At 46.0% G+C, this 19,937-nt stretch carries 21 protein-coding genes and 1 pseudogene; 14 read left to right on the top strand and 8 right to left on the bottom strand.

Going from position 1 to position 19,937, the window contains the following annotated elements:
* Positions 1–137 precede the first annotated feature (137 nt).
* From ccpC to BpJC4_RS14360, 3 genes are all read left to right on the top strand, one after another.
* Positions 138–1,028 carry a transcriptional regulator CcpC gene (ccpC, locus tag BpJC4_RS14350; RefSeq protein ID WP_151698103.1) on the top strand — a complete coding sequence of 297 codons (891 nt, stop codon included), beginning with the start codon at positions 138–140 and terminating at the stop codon, positions 1,026–1,028.
* A 73-nt stretch (positions 1,029–1,101) separates the two neighbouring features.
* Positions 1,102–1,812: a 2,3,4,5-tetrahydropyridine-2,6-dicarboxylate N-acetyltransferase gene (dapD, locus tag BpJC4_RS14355; protein ID WP_151681806.1), complete on the top strand. Its 711-nt coding sequence runs from the start codon at positions 1,102–1,104 to the stop codon at positions 1,810–1,812.
* 134 nt (positions 1,813–1,946) lie between these two features.
* On the top strand, positions 1,947–3,062 hold the full coding sequence (locus BpJC4_RS14360; protein ID WP_151698104.1) for an N-acetyldiaminopimelate deacetylase: 1,116 nt from the start codon (positions 1,947–1,949) through the stop codon (positions 3,060–3,062).
* Between the two features lie 112 nt (positions 3,063–3,174).
* Here BpJC4_RS14360 and BpJC4_RS14365 read toward each other — a convergent pair whose 3' ends face one another.
* From BpJC4_RS14365 to BpJC4_RS14380, 5 genes are all read right to left on the bottom strand, one after another.
* The gene (locus BpJC4_RS14365; RefSeq protein WP_308690647.1) at positions 3,175–3,768 is read right to left on the bottom strand and encodes a mechanosensitive ion channel family protein; all 594 of its coding nucleotides are present in this window, start codon (positions 3,766–3,768) and stop codon (positions 3,175–3,177) included.
* 5 nt (positions 3,769–3,773) lie between these two features.
* Entirely contained in the window at positions 3,774–3,986 is a 213-nt protein-coding gene (locus BpJC4_RS17000) for a hypothetical protein (protein WP_308690649.1), read from the bottom strand.
* Positions 3,987–4,167: 181 nt separating this feature from the next.
* On the bottom strand, positions 4,168–4,302 hold the full coding sequence (gene yhfH, locus BpJC4_RS14370) for a protein YhfH (protein WP_151681804.1): 135 nt from the start codon (positions 4,300–4,302) through the stop codon (positions 4,168–4,170).
* Between the two features lie 245 nt (positions 4,303–4,547).
* On the bottom strand, positions 4,548–6,215 hold the full coding sequence (gene rnjA / locus BpJC4_RS14375) for a ribonuclease J1 (protein WP_151698105.1): 1,668 nt from the start codon (positions 6,213–6,215) through the stop codon (positions 4,548–4,550).
* A 4-nt stretch (positions 6,216–6,219) separates the two neighbouring features.
* Positions 6,220–6,426, bottom strand: coding sequence for a DNA-dependent RNA polymerase subunit epsilon (locus tag BpJC4_RS14380; protein WP_151681802.1), 207 nt, complete (start codon positions 6,424–6,426; stop codon positions 6,220–6,222).
* 511 nt (positions 6,427–6,937) lie between these two features.
* On the opposite strand from BpJC4_RS14380, the gene BpJC4_RS14385 reads away from it, so the two are divergent.
* The 7 genes from BpJC4_RS14385 to BpJC4_RS14415 all read left to right on the top strand — a co-directional run bounded on the left by BpJC4_RS14385 (position 6,938) and on the right by BpJC4_RS14415 (position 13,771).
* Positions 6,938–7,708, top strand: coding sequence for a Cof-type HAD-IIB family hydrolase (locus BpJC4_RS14385; RefSeq protein ID WP_151681801.1), 771 nt, complete (start codon positions 6,938–6,940; stop codon positions 7,706–7,708).
* A gap of 529 nt (positions 7,709–8,237) precedes the next feature.
* Positions 8,238–9,344 carry a pyruvate dehydrogenase (acetyl-transferring) E1 component subunit alpha gene (pdhA, locus tag BpJC4_RS14390; RefSeq protein ID WP_151698106.1) on the top strand — a complete coding sequence of 369 codons (1,107 nt, stop codon included), beginning with the start codon at positions 8,238–8,240 and terminating at the stop codon, positions 9,342–9,344.
* Between the two features lie 3 nt (positions 9,345–9,347).
* The gene (locus BpJC4_RS14395; RefSeq protein ID WP_151681799.1) at positions 9,348–10,325 is read left to right on the top strand and encodes an alpha-ketoacid dehydrogenase subunit beta; all 978 of its coding nucleotides are present in this window, start codon (positions 9,348–9,350) and stop codon (positions 10,323–10,325) included.
* Between the two features lie 58 nt (positions 10,326–10,383).
* Entirely contained in the window at positions 10,384–11,661 is a 1,278-nt protein-coding gene (locus BpJC4_RS14400; RefSeq protein ID WP_151698107.1) for a dihydrolipoamide acetyltransferase family protein, read from the top strand.
* A gap of 4 nt (positions 11,662–11,665) precedes the next feature.
* Positions 11,666–13,078, top strand: coding sequence for a dihydrolipoyl dehydrogenase (gene lpdA / locus BpJC4_RS14405; protein WP_151698108.1), 1,413 nt, complete (start codon positions 11,666–11,668; stop codon positions 13,076–13,078).
* 138 nt (positions 13,079–13,216) lie between these two features.
* Positions 13,217–13,483: a hypothetical protein gene (locus tag BpJC4_RS14410; RefSeq protein ID WP_371862183.1), complete on the top strand. Its 267-nt coding sequence runs from the start codon at positions 13,217–13,219 to the stop codon at positions 13,481–13,483.
* A 156-nt stretch (positions 13,484–13,639) separates the two neighbouring features.
* The gene (locus BpJC4_RS14415) at positions 13,640–13,771 is read left to right on the top strand and encodes a GapA-binding peptide SR1P (RefSeq protein ID WP_151681796.1); all 132 of its coding nucleotides are present in this window, start codon (positions 13,640–13,642) and stop codon (positions 13,769–13,771) included.
* A gap of 117 nt (positions 13,772–13,888) precedes the next feature.
* Here the strand turns inward: BpJC4_RS14415 and BpJC4_RS14420 are convergent, their stop codons facing one another.
* Positions 13,889–15,358: an aminotransferase class I/II-fold pyridoxal phosphate-dependent enzyme gene (locus tag BpJC4_RS14420; RefSeq protein WP_151698109.1), complete on the bottom strand. Its 1,470-nt coding sequence runs from the start codon at positions 15,356–15,358 to the stop codon at positions 13,889–13,891.
* A gap of 159 nt (positions 15,359–15,517) precedes the next feature.
* On the opposite strand from BpJC4_RS14420, the gene BpJC4_RS14425 reads away from it, so the two are divergent.
* The 3 genes from BpJC4_RS14425 to BpJC4_RS16220 all read left to right on the top strand — a co-directional run bounded on the left by BpJC4_RS14425 (position 15,518) and on the right by BpJC4_RS16220 (position 17,342).
* Complete coding sequence (locus BpJC4_RS14425) at positions 15,518–16,495, top strand: NAD(P)H-dependent flavin oxidoreductase (protein ID WP_151698110.1); 978 nt, start codon at positions 15,518–15,520, stop codon at positions 16,493–16,495.
* Between the two features lie 13 nt (positions 16,496–16,508).
* On the top strand, positions 16,509–16,778 hold the full coding sequence (locus tag BpJC4_RS14430; RefSeq protein WP_151681793.1) for a UPF0223 family protein: 270 nt from the start codon (positions 16,509–16,511) through the stop codon (positions 16,776–16,778).
* A 303-nt stretch (positions 16,779–17,081) separates the two neighbouring features.
* A complete protein-coding gene (locus tag BpJC4_RS16220; protein ID WP_172967524.1) occupies positions 17,082–17,342 on the top strand; it encodes a hypothetical protein in 261 nt (86 codons plus the stop codon).
* Here the strand turns inward: BpJC4_RS16220 and BpJC4_RS17275 are convergent.
* Positions 17,322–18,551 (bottom strand): annotated as a pseudogene (locus BpJC4_RS17275) (IS110 family RNA-guided transposase). The gene BpJC4_RS16220 and the pseudogene BpJC4_RS17275 sit on opposite strands and share 21 nt — an antisense overlap.
* 278 nt (positions 18,552–18,829) lie before the next feature.
* Entirely contained in the window at positions 18,830–19,450 is a 621-nt protein-coding gene (locus BpJC4_RS14440; protein ID WP_151698111.1) for a DUF1054 domain-containing protein, read from the bottom strand.
* A 196-nt stretch (positions 19,451–19,646) separates the two neighbouring features.
* On the opposite strand from BpJC4_RS14440, the gene BpJC4_RS14445 reads away from it, so the two are divergent.
* Entirely contained in the window at positions 19,647–19,841 is a 195-nt protein-coding gene (locus BpJC4_RS14445; protein ID WP_151698112.1) for a YkzI domain-containing protein, read from the top strand.
* Positions 19,842–19,937: the final 96 nt, after the last annotated feature.

The raw sequence follows: 19,937 nt of genomic DNA on the forward strand, positions 1-19,937 counted from the left end.
ACGAAGCGCGGTAGCCGAAAGTGTACCCGATGTTTAAACAGTGTCGAGAAAAACTTGACACATACCGGTTTCTTTTTTTATTCGCAAATCCGGGCAGTTTTTTTGTATAATATAAGAAAAACTTATTGAGGTTTATTATGTCTTTTTCAGAATTTCAATTATTATCCGTTTTGGCCCAGGAATTGAATATGAGAAAAGCGGCTGAACGCCTGTTTGTATCGCAGCCGGCCCTTTCGCAAAGGCTGCAGTCAATTGAAAAACAATGGGGTGCGCAATTATTCCTCCGGACGCAAAAAGGGCTGGTGGTTACCCCTGCAGGAGAGCTCGTGATCCAACTTGCCAACGAAATTTTGGAAAAGGAAGAAAAGGTGAGGGAAGCGATCCGCACGCTCGATTCAAAAGTACACGGGACGTTGAAAATTGCCTGTGCCACAATTGTCGGGCAAAACTGGCTGCCAAAAGTGCTGAAAAAATTCGTCGAAAAATACCCGTATGCGAAAATTTCTTTAATAACAGGCTGGAGCAGTGAAATTTTGAGATCCATTTACGAAGATGAAGTCCATATCGGGATTGTACGCGGCTTGAACGATTGGAAGAGCTCGAAGATCCATCTGTTTGAGGATCCGCTTTATTTGGTTGATAGGGAGATCGATTCGCTCGAAGAGGTTCCCGCGGCAGATCGCCCGTTTATCCAATTCAAAAGCGATTCAAACTATTATCAGGAAATTATGGACTGGTGGCACCGCGAGTTTCAAACCTCACCGAAGCAGACCATTGTTGTCGACCAGATTGAAACGTGCAAGCAAATGGTTTTTAACGGCATCGGGTATGCCATTCTCCCTGCCATCACACTAAACGGGGCGGAAATCCGGCATTTGCATAAAATTCCGCTGCAGGGGGAACACGGGGAACCATTAAAGCGCGATACGTGGCTGCTTGGCTATGACGCCGCTTTTGAATTGAAGCAGGTCCGCGCATTTGTGGAAGTTGTGGAGGAATATATTGCGGCGCGGCCCCATATCCTTTAAAATTTAAAATATGTGCAAAACAGGGCAGTAGAAAAGTTTTGCAGGAGAAAACGTCATGTAAGGAGGCATACATATGGAAATGATGGATGCATATGAAATTATTTCTTTACTTGGGAACAGTAAAAAAACAACCCCTGTCAAGGTATATATAAAAGGGAATGTGGAAGGGGTTGATTTTGGAAAATCATCCCATGTGTTCTCAAACGGCGGCATGGCTGTCGTGTTCGGTGAATGGCAGGAGATTTCAGCCGCTTTGGAAGCAAACAAAGATAAAATCGAAGACTATGTAGTGGAAAACGACCGCCGCAATTCAGCGTTTCCGCTGCTGGATTTAAAAGGGCTCAATGCCCGTATTGAACCTGGCGCCATTATCCGTGACCATGTCGAAATCGGCAATAATGTTGTCATTATGATGGGAGCCGTGATCAATATCGGTGCTGTCATCGGGGATGGTACAATGATTGATATGAACGCTGTTTTGGGCGGCCGTGCGACAGTCGGCAAAAACTGCCATGTCGGTGCCGGTGCTGTGCTTGCAGGGGTGATTGAACCGCCATCCGCAAACCCGGTTATCATTGAAGACGATGTGCTGATTGGGGCAAATGCCGTTATTCTTGAAGGCATTACGGTCGGAAAAGGTTCCGTCGTTGCCGCGGGGGCGGTTGTGACACGGGACGTGCCGCCAAATACAATGGTTGCAGGTATTCCGGCAAAAGTCATCAAAGAAATTGATGAAAAAACGAAATCAAAAACCGAAATCATGAAGGAACTTAGAAACTTATAACCAAAAGGGCCGGTGCCGGGGAAAGGGGCGCCCGGCCTTTTTTCGATAAACTTACATACCGGACGTTGCTGCGGTGATCAGTGGGGGAATTCCGGATCACCCGCAGTAAGCCGGTGCATAAGGAAGGGCTGAACATGGAAACGAATCTCATTCAAATCAGGCGTGATCTGCACCGCATTCCTGAACTTGGATATCAGGAATTTAAAACGCAGCAGTACATACTCGATTTTGTGTCGCATCTGCCGCAGGAACGCCTTGCAGTTAAAACATGGAAAACCGGTGTGCTTGTGAAAGTAAAAGGGACAGCCGCGAAAAAACTGATCGGCTACCGGACCGATATTGACGGACTACCGATACAAGAAGAGACGGGCTTTTCTTTCCAATCCGAGCATGAAGGGAGGATGCATGCGTGCGGGCACGATTTTCACATGACGATTGCACTCGGCATTTTAACTTATTTTGCAAACCATCCGGCCCAGGATGATCTGCTCTTTATTTTCCAGCCGGCGGAAGAAGGGCCTGGCGGTGCGGAAACGATGTTGAAAGAAGTATTGATTGGAGACTGGCGCCCTGACCTTATCATGGCGCTCCATGCCGCACCCGAATATCCGGCCGGGACGGTTGCCGTAAAAGAAGGGTTGTTGTTTGCCAATACGTCCGAGCTTTATATTGATTTAGAAGGAAAGGGGGGGCATGCGGCATACCCGCAGCATACGAAGGACATGGTTGTTGCGGCCGCATATCTTGTCACCCAGCTGCAATCGATTATTTCACGGAATATTGATCCGCTCGACAGCGCCGTCATTACGATCGGGAAAATCACCGGCGGCTCAGTCCAAAACGCCATTGCGGAATATGCGCGGCTTGAAGGGACGATCCGCACGTTATCAAGTGAAGCAATGGAAAAGGTAAAACGGAGGATTGAAACGATCACAAACGGACTGGCAGCTGCATTTGAATGCCAAGCGCGTATTGATTACGGCTGCAATTATTATCAGGTGTTCAACCATGCCGATGAGACCGCCCGTTTTATGGATTTTGTGCGCACTTACAAAGGCGCCCGCCTGCATGAATGCGGGGAAGCATTAACCGGCGAGGATTTCGGCTATATGCTGAAAGAAATACCCGGTTTCATGTTTTGGCTCGGGGTTGGCTCCCCTTATGGGCTCCACCATGCAAAATTTGCGCCGGATGAACGCGCACTGCAGATGGCTGTTGATTTAATGGTGGATTATATTTTAACATTATGAGAAAATCTGCAAAAAATCTTTTGTACGATATCCACGATATAAATTTTCAATGTCGGAAATGAATCATAAAACAAGGGCCTGACCCCGTATTTGCAGGATAAGCAATACGGGGTCAGGCCTCTTTCATTCTTCCGTTCCGGATATCGGCGATTGCTTTCCGCAGCAGCCGTTCCACATCCCATTGCTTGCCGTTTTTCGTTTTGGCGATGACACGGATGACAGCATCTTTCCCGTCAAATGACTGTACGCCCAATACGTTCGGCCCTTCGACAATATCCGGATGGTTTTCGGCAGCTTTGCTGCATGCCTCCTGGATTTTTGTGATCATTTCATCGGTATTTTCTTCCTGACCGACCTTAATATCGACAAGCGCCCGCATGTTGCCGCGCGAATGGTTGCTGATGTTTGTGATCTGTCGGTTCGGGATGAAATGCAGTATGCCGTCAAAGTCGCGCAGCTGTGTCGTGCGCAGGCCGATTTGTTCGACGATGCCGGAATAATTGCCTGCCGTCACATAATCATCGACTTCGAGCTGTTTTTCTAAAATCAGGAAAAAGCCGGTTACAATGTCGCTGACAAGCCCTTGGGCACCGAAGCCGACTGCAAGGCCGACAATGCTCGCGCCTGCCAAAATGGCCGTTACATCGATCCCGATCATTTTCAGCGCGGTGACGGCAAAAATAAAGTATAGTACATAAAAAAGCATGTTTTTTAACAAACTCTCCAATGTTTTGCCCGGTTTGCCGAGACCTGCCTGTTTCTTTGATACTGCAAAAATGTCGTATGAATGACTTTTTTGCCAATGCTTTTCACAATCAAAAATAAAATATACAGCAGGACGAGCTTCACGCAAATATAGCCGATCCGGATCAGCAGCGTGATCCAGTAATTCCAATCTGTTAAATGATTAAACAATGCGTCCATGCATCCCCCTCCTTTTAAAATGCTTCTCCATTAATATTGAATGCTTTTCATTTTCTATACCTCTATTGACTAGCATAATTATTGCGGGCATGGAAAATATCCGAATGCATGGGGGACGCAAAAAAAAAGAAGGGAGGCATCCCTTCTCTTTTATGATATGGAGGCTGGAGGAGTGATTCGTTTATTCTTCTTTTTTGGAAAGGCAGTGCTCGCATTCCATCATGTACGATTCGGCCTGTTCCTCGATCGGCTGGCCGCATTCAGGGCATTGTTTTGCAGGCAGGGTTTTGAAAAATTCAACTGGGCTCATCATCATTTTTCATGCATCTCCTTTAATATTTTGGGAAACACAGGCTGTTATAAAACATTTACGGCGGCGGAACAACAGCCGGGCCCATGCCGGTTCCGCAGGAGTGATGTTTTATAACAATAGATTATTTCCCCTTCTGTTATAATACAGTATATACCTCAAAAGATGTTTTGTACAGTGTTTTTTGTGAAAAAAATAAAAATTTTTGCTTTACAATAAAAAAGCGCGGATACCCGCGCTTTTTTTCTTCCTCAAACTTCCATGATGATTGGCATAATCATCGGCCGGCGTTTCGTTTTTTCATACAAAAACGGTGCCAGCGTTTCGGTGATTTCGTTTTTGATTTCGGTCCACTGTGTTGTTTTCCGTTCCATCACTTTATTTAAATGCTTCGTAATGATCGATTGTGCTTCGTTGATTAAGTCGCCCGATTCCCGCATATATACAAATCCCCTCGAGATAATATCCGGGCCTGATGCAATTTTAAATTCATTCATGTTAATGGCAACAACGACAATTACAAGTCCTTCTTCTGAAAGGATGCGGCGGTCGCGCAGGACGATGTTTCCAATGTCGCCGATGCCGCTCCCGTCGATGTAGACGGAACCGGACGGGATTTTTCCGGCGACCTGTGCAGTGTCATGGCTTAATGCCAGTACTTCGCCGTTATCCATAATGAAGCAGTTTTCTTCCGGTACGCCGCAGTCATTGGCAAGCTTTGCATGCATCCGCAGCATCCGGTATTCGCCGTGGATCGGCATGAAAAATTTCGGCTTAATCAGGCGAAGCATTAATTTCTGCTCTTCCTGGCCGCCGTGTCCGGATGTATGGACATTGTTCAACGGGCCGCTAATGACATCAGCGCCGGCGCGGTACAGCAAATTAATCGTCCGGTTAATGCTCGTTGTATTCCCCGGGATCGGCGATGAGGAGAATACAACCGTATCGCCCGGCTGGATCTGGATCTGCCTGTGTGTGCCGTTTGCAATTCTCGATAATGCCGCCATCGGTTCGCCCTGTGTCCCTGTACAGAGAATTGTCACCCGATTGGCCGGCAGGCGGTTCAATTGCTGCGCGTCAATGAAAGTATCTTTCGGGGCACGGATATAGCCGAGCTCATGCCCGATTTCAATCGCGGCTTCCATGCTGCGCCCGAATACGGCAATTTTCCTGCCTGCCATGATGGCTGCTTCCGTTACTTGCTGCAGCCGGTGGATGTTGGATGCAAAGGTTGCGAAAATAATCCTGCCGTCCACTTTGCGGAAAATATCCTGGATGCTTTCGCCGACCCGCCGTTCCGACATCGTAAAATGCGGTACTTCGCTGTTTGTGCTGTCGGACAGGAGACAGAGAACGCCTTCTTTCCCGATTTCGGCCATCTTTGTTAAATTGGCCGGCTCCCCGACCGGTGTAAAATCAAACTTAAAGTCGCCGGTATGCACAATATTGCCGGGCGGCGTTTTGACAACAATCCCGTAAGAGTCCGGGATACTGTGTGTTGTACGGAAAAAGGTGACGGACGTTTTCCGGAACTTGATGACGTCGTCTTCTTTGATTTCGATCAATTTTGCCTGGCGAAGAAGACCGTGCTCCTCCAATTTGTTCCGGATCAGCCCGAGCGCGAGTTTTCCGCCGTAGATCGGGATATTGACTTGGCGGAGCAAATACGGTATGCCGCCGATATGGTCCTCATGCCCGTGCGTGATAAACAGCCCTTTGATTTTGTCCACATTCTTGACAAGATACGTGTAATCCGGTATGACATAGTCAATTCCCAATAGTTCATCTTCCGGAAATTTAATGCCTGCATCAATTAAAATAATTTCGTCCTGGAATTGTACGCCATAAGTGTTTTTGCCGATTTCACCCAGTCCGCCGAGGGCGAAAACCGCTGCCTGGTCGTTTTTAACAAATTTCATACAGTTACTCCACTAATTTAAAATTTTCCTGCTGTTTTTCATATTCGAGATATTTGCCTTCAAGCAGCTGGATATACTCGATATTGATTTGGCGGTCTTTCAGTTTTTGGCGTACTTCCCTTTCCGAATCCGCTTCAATATAGAAGGATTTCGTGTTTTCCCGGACAGGCACTTCTTCCGGATTTTCCTGATAGTACACTTTGTAAATCATTTTTTATCTCTCCTTGCTCCGTTGTCAATTGTAACTTTTTCTATTATATAAAAATCCAAGCACTTATCACAACTTTTTCATGCCGATTTTTTCGGCAAAGAATAATCCCTCTCGTGGCAAGAGGGATTCCAGAGTTTAAGCAATTAACTTTTTGCGCAGCATATCTTTCCACTGTTTTAAAAGCTTCTTCTTTAGCTTTTTTAACATTGTGGATCAACTCCCTACTTCTATTGTAATATTTATTTGAGTAATGTAAAGGCGCCCGGCTCATCTTGTCCTATATTATATGTAGGAAAGTGCGGAATTCTCACGGAAAAATTTGACAAATTCAAGGTATTTTCCGCAAAATCAAAGCACGCAATTTACAGGTACCGTGCAATCATGTTAACATGAATGGGTATGACTATCTTATAGAAAATGATGCGCAATCCGCTTTGTGCATCTTGATTTTCTGTGCCCAGCCGTAATAAGGCCAGTAGAAAAAGTTTGTTGTTCGGATTGGAGATTGGAAATGAGTAAAATTGTCTTTTTTGATATTGACGGTACTTTGCTGGACCATGAAAAAAATATCCCGGATTCCACAAAAAAAGCAGTGGAGCTTTTAAAGGAAAATGGCATTTATGTTGCGATCGCGACCGGGCGCGCTCCTTTTATGGTCGAAAATGTCCGCAAAATGCTCGGGATCGATTCATTTGTCAGTTTTAACGGCTCATATGTCGTATTTGAAAATAAAGTCATTTATAAAAACCCGCTTCATGAAGCAAAGGAGAAGGAACTGGCGGATCTTGCGGCTTCCCGTGGCACGCCACTTGTTTTTATGAACGAAAAAACGATGAAAGCAAGCGTGAAATTCCATCCGTATATTCAGGAAAGCCTCGCAACTATGAAATATACGCATCCGGATTTTGATCCGTCCTTTCATTTGCGCCATGAGACTTACCAGGATCTTCTGTTTTGCAAAGAGGAAGAGCAGAAAATATATGAGGAGCGTTTTCCGGAATTCCGCTTTGTCCGCTGGCACCCGTATTCGATGGATGTCGTGCCGGAAGGGGGATCGAAAGCGGAAGGCATCCGGCAGCTTTTGTCCAAACTCGGTTTTCAGCTGGAAGATGCTTTTGCTTTCGGCGACGGGCTGAATGATGTGGAAATGATCCAGGCCGTCGGCACAGGTGTAGCCATGGGCAATGCCGTTGATGCAGTAAAAGCGCATGCCGACCTCATTACGAAAGATGTGGCGGAAGGCGGCGTTTATTATGGATTGAAAGAACTAGGGCTGATTTAAAAAATTGCACCTAATCAGGGTGCAATTTTTTTACATGGGATCGGAGCGGATTTATTTTGCATGTGCAATCGATTCCAGGGAAGATGTTTAAACCCTTCAAAGCATGATAAAGGATTCTTGCGAAAATTGGCAGATTTTGCAGATGATTTTGCAACAACCGGAGGCAACCACCAAAGCCCGTAGCCTGGGAATCCTTTGGTGCCAATGGATGTGCTTTTATAATACAGGTAAATAAATCGACTAGTACAATTTCATTTTCAATGTGCTGCTTGTTATATTAGAATAATATTACGACAAAGAAGCATTTATAATTGACGCTTTTCTATTTTTAATGTACTCTATATATGTTGAATATAGTGTTGTATTAATCATATTGGTTTTTCCATTAATACAGCACTAAATTCTGCTGCTGCAAAATGATTGCGGTTACTTGTGGAAATTGTCATTTTCTGCAGTATAAACAAATTTTTTGGAACAATACAAAGTTTCCCCCATATACGGCAAATAAAAGAAAGGATTGGTGAATGGGATGGCTCCACATACAGCGATTGACGAAGTAAATGCGCTCCATGAAATCGAAGCACGGTTTGATACGGTCCAAATCTTGAATGAAGAAGGAAAAATTGTAAACGATTCCTTGATGCCGGGCTTAACGGATGATGAGCTCCAGGAAATCATGCGGAGAATGGTATATACGCGCATCCTCGACCAGCGCTCCATTTCGTTAAACCGGCAGGGCCGGCTCGGATTTTACGCGCCGACAGCCGGTCAGGAAGCATCACAAATTGCTTCGCATTTCGCCCTTGAAAAAGATGACTTTATCTTGCCGGGATACCGCGATGTGCCGCAGCTCATTTGGCACGGTCTTCCACTTGAACAGGCATTTTTATGGTCGCGCGGTCATGTGGACGGCATGAAAGGGATTGAAAAATTAAATATCCTGCCGCCGCAGATCATCATCGGTGCCCAGTACGTACAGACAGCCGGCGTGGCGCTCGGCATCAAAAAACGCGGTAAAAAGAGCGTAGCCATTACGTATACAGGCGACGGCGGATCTTCCCAGGGCGACTTTTATGAAGGCATTAACTTTGCAGGCGCCTTTAAAGCCCCGGCCATTTTTGTCGTCCAAAACAACCAGTTTGCGATTTCGACACCTCGATCCTTACAAACGGCCGCCAAGACGCTTGCGCAAAAAGCGGTTGCTGCCGGTATTCCGGGCGTTGCAGTCGACGGCATGGATCCGCTTGCTGTATACGCAGCTGTAAAACGCGCGCGCGAACGTGCCGTAAACGGAGAAGGGCCATCCCTGATTGAAACGATCTGCTACCGCTTCGGCCCGCATACGATGAGCGGGGACGACCCTACGCGCTACCGTACCGAGGATCTTGATAATGAATGGGCGAAAAAAGATCCGCTTGTCCGCTTCCGCAAGTTTTTGGAAGAGAGAAACTTATGGAGCAACGAGAAAGAAAACGAAACGATCGAGCAGGCGAAGGAAGATATTAAAGCCGCCATCAAGAAAGCGGACAGCGCGCCTAAACAGAAAGTTACGGATTTAATTTCCGTCATGTACGAAGAACTTCCGTACACATTAAAGGAACAATACGAATTTTACAAAGTAAAGGAGTCGAGATAACCCATGGCCCAATTGACGATGATACAGGCAATTACGGACGCGTTGCGGACCGAATTGAAAAATGATGAGAATGTGTTGGTATTCGGCGAAGATGTCGGCGTAAACGGAGGCGTTTTCCGGGCGACGGAAGGGCTGCAGAAGGAATTCGGTGCCGACCGCGTTATCGATACGCCGCTGGCTGAGTCCGGCATCAACGGGCTGGCCATCGGGCTCGCGCTCCAAGGTTACCGCCCGGTCCCCGAAATCCAGTTTTTCGGTTTTGTATTTGAAACAATGGATTCCATCCACGGCCAAATGGCAAGGTACCGGTTCCGGACCGGCGGGGATTTGAAAATGCCGATTACGATCCGCGCTCCTTTCGGTGGGGGTGTACATACGCCTGAAATGCACGCGGACAGCCTGGAAGGATTAATGGCGCAGACGCCTGGGATTAAAGTTGTGATCCCATCCACTCCTTACGATGCGAAAGGGTTGCTCATCTCCGCGATCCGCGACAATGATCCGGTCGTTTTCCTTGAACATATGAAACTGTACCGCTCGTTCCGCCAGGAGGTACCTGAAGAAGAATATACCATTCCGATCGGAAAAGCGGATATTAAACGCGAAGGAAAAGACATTTCGATCATCGCATATGGTGCAATGGTGCATGAATCATTAAAAGCGGCGGATGAATTGGAAAAAGAAGGCTATTCCGCTGAAGTGGTCGACCTCCGCACCGTCAGCCCGCTCGATGTTGAAACGATTGTGGCATCAGTGGAAAAAACAAACCGCGCCATTGTCGTGCAGGAAGCGCAAAAGCAGGCAGGCGTTGCCGCAAATGTTGTTGCGGAAATCAACGAACGCGCGATTTTGAGCCTGGAAGCGCCGGTATTGCGTGTAACGGCGCCTGACACCGTTTATCCTTTCTCGCAGGCGGAAGGCGTTTGGATCCCGACTCATAAGGATATTTTAGAAAAAGCAAAAGAAGTTTTAACATTCTAAGCGCAATTCAGCCGCACCATGAAATGCGGTACATTTCCAATAAAGGAGCGTGAACACCTTGTCATTTGAATTCAGATTGCCGGATATCGGAGAAGGTATCCATGAAGGCGAAATCGTTAAATGGTTCATTAAACCGGGCGACAAAGTTTCCGAAGATGATGTACTTTGCGAAGTGCAAAATGACAAATCAGTTGTTGAAATTCCTTCGCCTGTTGAAGGAACGGTTGAAGAAATCCTTGTGGAAGAAGGGACGGTCGCTGTGGTCGGCGACGTGCTCGTAAAATTTGATGCGTCGGGATATGAAAATCTCCAATTTAAAGGGGACCACGGGCAGGAACAAAAACAGGAAGGACCTGCTGCTGAACCCAAACAGGAACCTGCTGAAGCGGAAAAACCGGCAGTGGGCAAAAAAGAAGGGGAACAGCCGGATCCTGGCCGCCGTGTGATTGCGATGCCGTCCGTGCGCAAATATGCGCGTGAAAAAGGCGTGGATATCAGGCTTGTGAACGGCTCGGGAAAAAACGGCCGCGTGCTCCGAGAAGATATCGATGCTTATGTGGTTGGTTCCACACATCCGGAAGCCGCCACGGAAAAAGCGGCTGCACATGCAGAAAGCGTTGTGCCTGAAGGGGAATTCCCGGAAACGCGCGAACCGTTGAGCGGTATCCGCAGAGCGATTGCAAAAGCAATGGTCAACTCGAAACATACCGCACCTCACGTTACGTTAATGGATGATGTTGATGTTACCGCTTTGGTTGCGCACCGCAAGAAATTCAAGGAAATTGCAGCGGAAAAAGGTATCAAGCTGACTTTCCTGCCGTATGTCGTAAAAGCATTGGTCAGTGCGCTGCGTGAGTATCCGGTATTAAATACATCGATTGATGACGAAACAAATGAAATTATCCATAAACATTATTACAATATCGGGATTGCCGCCGATACGGAACGCGGTTTGCTTGTTCCGGTCGTAAAACATGCCGACCGCAAATCGATATTTGCGATCTCGAAAGAAATCAATGCGCTGGCCGAAAAGGCACGTGAAGGGAAGCTTGCCCCGAATGAAATGAAAGGCGCTTCCATCACAATCTCCAATATTGGTTCTGCGGGCGGGCAATGGTTTACGCCTGTCATCAACCACCCTGAAGTGGCGATTTTAGGAATCGGCCGCATTGCAGAAAAACCGGTTGTCAAAAATGGCGAAATTGTTGCGGCACCTGTACTGGCGCTGTCGCTGAGTTTTGACCACCGTATGATTGACGGTGCAACCGCACAAAATGCGTTAAACCATATTAAACATTTGTTGCATGATCCAGAACTATTATTAATGGAGGCGTAATCTGATGGTTGTAGGAGACTTTCCAATTGAAACCGACACAATCGTAATAGGAGCGGGGCCCGGCGGATATGTCGCGGCGATCCGAGCGGCGCAGCTCGGTCAAAAAGTGACAATCGTCGAAAAGCAATTTATCGGCGGAGTTTGCTTAAATGTTGGGTGTATTCCATCGAAGGCGCTTATTTCTGCGGCGCACCGTTATGAATATGCAACGGAATCCGATTCCCTCGGCATTTCGGCGGAGAATGTTAAAGTTAATTTCGGGAAAGTGCAGGAATGGAAATCCGGTGTCGTCAAGAAATTAACCGGCGGCGTAGAGAGCCTGTTAAAAGGGAACAAAATTGATATTGTCCGCGGTGAAGCCTATTTTGTGGATGACCATACGCTTCGGGTCATGGACGAAAAATCGGCCCAAACGTACACGTTTAAAAATGCGATTTTGGCAACGGGTTCCCGTCCGATTGAACTGCCGACATTCAAATATTCGGAACGGGTTATCGATTCAACGGGCGCTTTAAACTTGAAAGAGATCCCGGAAAAACTCGTCATTATTGGCGGTGGCGTGATCGGCATGGAGCTTGGGACGGCCTATGCGAAATTTGGGACAAAAGTTACGATTTTGGAAGGCGCTAAGGATATTATCGGCGGCGCATTTGAAAAACAAATGACTTCGCTTGTCGTGCGTAAGCTGAAAAACAGGGGCGTCGATATCATAACGGAAGCAATGGCCAAAGGCGTCGAGGACAATGAAAGCGGCGTTGTCGTTACTTATGAGGCAAAAGGCGAAGAACATAAAGTTGAGGGCGATTATGTACTCGTGACAGTCGGCCGTCGTCCGAATACGGATGAACTCGGTCTTGAACAGCTGAACATTAAAATGAACCAAAGGGGCATCATTGAAATCGACAAGCAATGCCGGACAAGCGTGCCGAATATTTATGCGATCGGCGACATTGTCCCTGGCCCGCAGCTTGCCCATAAAGCTTCGTACGAAGGGAAAATTGCGGCGGAAGCGATTGCCGGAAAACCGTCAGAAATCGATTATTTGGGCATTCCGGTCATTGTCTTCTCGGATCCTGAACTTGCAACCGTCGGCTATACGGAACTACAAGCGAAAGAGGAAGGCATTGATTATGTGGCTGCCAAGTTCCCGTACGGTGCAAACGGGCGTGCGCTTGCGCTTGAAGCAGGGGAAGGTTTTGTCAAACTGATTACGCGCAAAGAAGATGGGCTTTTGATCGGCGGGCAAATCGTTGGGGTCAGCGCTTCTGATATCATTTCGGAAATCGGCCTGGCCATTGAAGCCGGTATGACGGCAGAAGACATTGCCCTGACGATCCATGCACACCCGACATTAGGGGAAATAACGATGGAAGCGGCAGAAGTGGCGCTCGGCACCCCAATCCATATTTTAAAATAAAAAAGATTTTCAGTTTCAAAGGTTTAATGCCTGGAGGTTACAGGTCCGTCAGGCATTAAACCTTTTTCTTTTACGGTTTGAAGAGGGTAAGTGGGGCATACCATAAATAAACATACATATCCATATAATGAAAAAATCATGGCACAGAATCCGGGTGAGACGATGAAGATTTACGCGGCATTTTTATTCCAGGTGATCATTTGGAGCGGCTTTACTTTGGCGGAGTGGCTTTCGGAGCGGGATCCGTTTATTTTTAAAATCGCTATGTTCGCGGTATTTTTTTATCTTGCTTTTTTAATGGCAAAACATATTGTTAAATCAGTACGCACTACATGTATGGTAACTGCTTTGAGTTTGTCCGCGTACGGGCTGCTGCAGCTTTTTCTAATACCGCTCATTTTTTGAGATCGTGGTCCCTTGCCGGTATAAATTGTTTGTGTTTTTAATTGTATAACATATATATTTAATGTGATATACAAAAAAGGCTTGATTTTTTATTTGGTGTATAATAATATAATGATAGAAACGGTTACAAGTTCTACAAAGGGGAGGAATCATTGGATGGGAATCATTGTTTGCCAATCATGCGATGCAACAATTGATCATGTTGAAGACGAAAAAGTAACAGTTCTTTATTCAACATGTGAACATTGCCAGCATGAAAAAGAAAAATTCGTATCAGAACTTGACTAATTTCTTCCATAAACGTCCATTTTCTCTCGGCCGGCTACTTATCTAGCCGTCTTTTTTGTTTTACTGATAAATGCAGGCGAAAGCGAGATGCCTCTGCCTGCATTAATTAAGCGCAATTTACTGGATTGCCTGGTGTTCTTTAATGACTTTGATCGTCTTTAATGTATCGTCTTCCGGCCCCTGTACGGGCAGTCCGGCTTCAATATTTTTCTGAATGTAAGCGATGTTTTCTTCCGTAATGATCTCGCCCGGAATAAAAATCGGAATGCCCGGCGGATAAACCATTACAAATTCCGCAATGATCCTGCCCGCCGAATCGGAAAGCGGGACGAATTCCGTGTCTGCATAAAAGGCGTCACGCGGAGTCAAGGCAAGCGAAGGAATCTCAGGCAGCAGTACTTTTACATCCACTTTGCCTGACAAATGTGCAAATGTATCCGACAAGTCCTTCAAAGCTTTCACAAGCAGATCCAGTTCCGTTTCTGTATCTCCCGGCGTCACAATGCAGAGAATGTTGTACAGGTCGGATAGTTCCACTTCAATATGGTACACTTCACGCAGCCATTTTTCGGCATCATGACCGGTGATCCCCAGATCTTTGACAGAGATTATCAATTTCGTCGGATCATAATCATACGTTGCTTTCGTCCCTAAAATTTCGCTTCCGACACAGTATAGATGGTCGATGTCGTTGATCCTCCGTCGTGTTTTTTGTGCCAGGCGGGTTGTCTCTTTAATGAGTATCTCACCTTCCGTCGCGAGCCTTTTTCTGGCGACATCTAGAGAAGCGAGTAAAATGTAGGAGGTCGATGTCGTCGTCAGCATACTGAAAATGCTTTGCACACGGTTTTTTGAAACGAGCCCTTCCTTCATGTTTAATATCGAACTTTGCGTAAGCGACCCGCCAAGTTTATGGACGCTTGTCGCGGACATATCGGCACCGGCCTGCATGGCGGAAAGCGGCAGTTCGTCATCAAAATGGATATGGACGCCGTGCGCTTCATCGACCAAAACCGGCACATGATAAGTATGGGCAATGTCGACAATCCCTTTTAAATCAGCCGAAATGCCGTAATACGTCGGGTTTATCACGAGGACGGCTTTCGCATCCGGGTTCTGCTGCAGCGCTTTGGAAACGGCTTCCGGGGTAATCCCGTGCGAAATTCCGAGGACCGGATCAACTTCCGGATGGACAAATACGGGAACCGCGCCGGAAAAAACAATTGCAGACATGACGGATTTATGGACGTTGCGGGGTACAATAATTTTATCGCCCGGGCCGCACACGCTCATCACCATAGTCATGATTGCGCCGCTTGTTCCTTGTACGGAGAAAAATGTATAGTCGGCGCCGAATGCTTCCGCGGCAAGTTCCTGCGCCTTTTTAATGATGCCGTGTGGCTGATGGAGATCATCCAACGGCTCTATATTGATTAAATCCAATTTTAAAACATTATCCCCGACAAACCGGCGGAAATCGGGATCGATCCCGCTTCCTGATTTATGGCCAGGAATGTGGAATTGAAAAGGATTGCGTTTAATATGCAGAAGCAAACCGGTATATAACGGCGTGTCATATTGTGACAATTGTTTTCTCCACCTCTTTATCTCATTCGCATGCTTTTGAATAAAACAAAAAGAATTATAGCATCCTGAACGGGGTTTTTAAATAGTTTTTCTTTTAGAAAGGAAAATAAACGCCATTCATCGAAAACGAAAAGTGAATAAACACTGGGAGGGCTTAAAATGGAATGGAACACGCGTGTGACGGAACTATTGAATATCCGCTATCCGATTATTCAGGGTGGTTTGGCTTATTTGGCTTATGCGGATCTGGCGGCGGCTGTATCCAATGCCGGGGGGCTCGGACAGATTACGGCAATGTCCCTGCCGTCGCCAGAAGAGTTACGGAAAGAGATCCGAAAAGTCCGTGGGTTGACGGGGCACCCGTTTGGGGTAAATTTTGCAATTGGGCAGCACGGGCGGCAGTACCGGGAATTTCTCGATGTTGCCGTCGAAGAAAAAGTCCCGGTATTGTCGGTGACAGGCGGGAATCCCGCGCCGTTTTTTGAATATTTAGAGGGGTACGATGCGAAAAAGCTCGTGCTCGTCGCATCCAAAAGGCAGGCGCAGAAAGCGGAACAATTGGGGGCTGATGCCGTGATCGCCGTCGGGCAGGAAGGGGGTGGGCATATCGGGCGCGATGATACCGGAACGATTGTGCTCGTGCCGCAGGTGGTGGATGCGGTAACGATCCCTGTTATTGCGTCGGGTGGCATTGGGGACGGAAGGGGATTAATGGCCGCGCTCAGCCTCGGGGCGGAAGGCGTGGAAATGGGTACAAGATGGATTGCAACGAAAGAATGTGTGCACGCTTCCCCACTGTACAAAGATTGCCTTGTCCACGGCAGCGAAACGGATACGGTGGTCATCAAAAGATCGCTCGGCGCTCCGGGTCGTGCCCTGAAAAATGAATGGACCGCGGAAATTTTAAGGCGTGAGGCGGAGCGTGCGGATTATGAACAGTTGAAAGATATGATTAGCGGTTCGGCGAATAAAGCGTTTATCTATGAGGGGAAGATAAACGAAGGATTCGGCTGGGCCGGACAGGTGATGGGACTGATCCATGAGATCCCGTCCGTCCGCGGGCTGGTCGATGGAATAATTGAAGAAGCGGAAGGCATTCGTGTAAAATGGAGCGGGAGCAAGGCACTACGGGAATAGAAAGGTGGATTGGATGGAATATCAATATCCGATTTCAATGGACTGGTCTACGCAGGAAGTGATCGATGTCATTCAATTTTTCGAAGCGGTTGAAAAAGCGTATGAAAAAGGGGTGGAACGGGAGGTGCTGCTTGAAAGGTACCGCCGTTTTAAGAAAATTGTCCCCGGAAAGGCTGATGAGCGGAATGTATGCAATCAATTTGAAGAAGCAAGCGGCTATTCCCCTTACCGTACAGTGAAGAAAATGAAAGAAGAGCAGTCTCCCGTAATTAAAGTACGGTAAAAAGGGCGGGGCTGTCCCAAAAGGCGGTAATCTGGCTGAAGGGGCGCCCCTTTCTTTGTGAAAAAATTATTATCGTTGGTTGTTGATGATCGCGAAATTCACTTGCTTTCCGCACGCGTCGCGAGCCTCCTCGCTTGTTCCTCACGTCACTCGCTGCGGGGTCTCTTCTTGCTCGCTTTTCCCGCAGGAGTCTCGTAAATTTCGCGATCATCAACGTTCAATAGGCGAAATAAGTGCAAAAAAAAAACCGCCTTTTCCATTATAATGTAGGTGTCGAACAAACATTGAATGGAGGCGGCTTTTTTGAGTAACTATTCAGCTACTTTTATTGATTGTAACATGGGACAACTCATTCTTCCAATGGATTTCAGTGACATGATTCCAAAAGGCCATGTAGCCCGCGTTGTTAATGATATGGTAAATCAAATCAGCGATGATATCCTGACAATAAGAAGGGGCTTTTTATACGAAAATGTTCTCGTGTGGCTAAAAAGCAAAAAAGGGAGAGGGATCCTTAAAGGAACTCCTTTCCTTTTTTTGGAATTACGGTGTTTTTGGTTCTAGACTTACTTTATATCCTTTAGATTCAATGTTTTTGATCCAGTATTTTATTTTCCTTTCTGTTTGTTCTTCTGCATATTCCCAACCTAATTCTTCATAAGGTATCTTGTATTTTAAAATATGGTATATTATTCTTAAAATTAGATGTGCTGTTGCCATCGACGCTTTATATTGACCTCTTCGTTTTTGTACACGGTGAAAGAATGAAGAGAGTAGAGTATCTTTGTCATTTTTGCGGCCCAAGCAGATTGACAAAGGACAGCTTTTAAGCTCCTGTTCCCTTTTAGGCTTTTAGGGTATGGGTGTTTTTTTTCTTTCCAGCACTCTCATTATTGCCTGGACATAAGCCGCCCCATGATGTTAAATGATGTTCTGATGGGAAGACCGACATGTCTACTCCAATTTCCGCAATAATGACAGCTACTGCATTCTTCTTAACACCAGGAATAGTCTCCAGTAAATCAATATACTCAGAATAAGGTTCAATCAGGCGATCAATTTCACGTTCCACCTCGAGAATTTGCTTCTCTATAAACAGAAAATGCTCATAATGCATACTGATGATTTTACGATGGTGTTTACGAACCCGCCCATTTAAAGCATCCACTAGTTGTGGAACTTTTTTATTTAATGTGGTCTTAACTAATCCACTAATTTGTTCCTCCGTTAATACTTATCCATTAATGATGGATTCTAGCAGTGCCCTCCCTGACACTCCAAATAAATCACTCACATAACTTGCTAATTTTATATTGGCATCTTGTAAAATTTTATGGATACGATTTTTTTCCGCTGTTGCGTGACCAAGTAACTTTCTACGGTAACGTGTATAATCACGCAAATCCCGAATATTCTCTGGAGGAACGAAACTGGGAGTAATTAACCCACAACGTAACAACTGTGCTATCCAAGCTGCATCAGTGACATCTGTTTTACGACCTGGAACATTCTTAATGCTTCTCGCATTAATATAAAACGTTCTTCTAAAATGTTCCATACAGGTTTCCAAAAAACACCTGTACTTTCCATAGCTACATGTGTACATTGATAGCTGTCCAACCAATCATAAAGTTCAAGTAATCCTTTTGTAGTGGTTGAAAAGGTACGTGTCTCCTTCTTAGGTTTCTTTTCCAAAAGTCCATACATTACACAAGCTACAACTGTTTCCTGATGAACATCTAATCCAGCACATCTTTCCAATATTGCATCAATGACTCATCACTCCTCTAGGAAATGATACAGGTCATACACCTGTAAGCCAAAGGATTTTTATACACGTGTTCATGACAACAATTAGTGGTGCGTGTAGGTGTATTCGGTCGGTTTGAGACTCGGGGTAAAAATGCCACCAATAAAGCTACGACCTGTGACCTGCTAAATTAATTATAATTTAGCAGGCACAGGTCGTAAAAACATTTTCATTCATGGTGGTGGCTGTAAAGCTATGGGAGTTTGGGACAGCCCCTATTTGCACGTCAAGGTCTTTCTGTTTAGGCCATTTTATAGATAGGTAATACATGTACAAAGACATCCTCGATGGTTTTTACCAGTTCATCGGGGCCCATTTTGGCGGCTTCTTCCCGCGGGATATGCCGGCCGCAAAGCATTTCGGATTTTTTTATCATTTGCATCCGCCTGAACAAGTCTTCCAAATCATGCTTGTTCATATGATCGGTGCGGGTTGCATCCGGCTTTGTGTGATCATCGGACCATATGTAATGGCCCGGGATATTTTCCAAAATCGGATCGATTTTTTTTTCAAGCTTTTTTCCGATTGCGGCTTTTTGCGGGCACTCGTTGATAACAGCTGTCAGGATGAAGAGGTGGTCATGCGAGAGCCCGATCTGGAAGTGGGGAAGCATTTTGTAGCCGCGTTTGTTGCTTGCAAATGCCACCCAGGTGTCTTTCGGCGGATTGACAGTCCGGCGCGCATGCTTGACAACATGGTAATACATTTCTTCGCCGGTCATGACCGATAAAACCGGAGAAAAATATTTGCCCAACGCTTCCAGTTTTGGCCGGACTGTAGATTTCAGTTGTTCCATCCGCTGTTCCAGGCCCTCAATTTGGAAAACATCAAAATCCTGTTCGGTGAAAGCGGTGATACCCATGATTTCACCTCCATTCCATCAAGTTTTTACCGGGGATGGATATAAAACATTTTACCATTTCGGCACGATGTTTAACAAATGAAAGCCAGGGGTAGGTGTACACACAATTTAGTTACACCATTCCAAAATGAACATAATATATATAAAGATAATATCCGAATATTCATATCATTATTTTGAGAGGATGTGGGGGAAGATGAAACAAGTGATCCAACCGGCAAAAAGAAAACCGTATGAAAGAAAGCGCATTGCAGTGTTGCGGATGGAGCTGGATTACGAATTGGCGACGTTGTATGAAGCGATGAAAATGAAAGATGAAGAGCAAAAAGGAAAATCAATTAAACGGCTGGAAAAAATCAGGGAAGAACTTTTAAAAATGAAAGCAATGTAGTGGAAAAAGGGAAATATGGCCGGTTTTTAAAGCGGACTCCCTGTATTTGATACAGATGGGGTTCGTTTTTATGCAAACAGGTTGTATGAGTAAAAA

The organism is Weizmannia acidilactici (assembly GCF_008974185.1).
Classification (GTDB): Bacteria; Bacillota; Bacilli; order Bacillales; family Bacillaceae_C; genus Weizmannia; species Weizmannia acidilactici.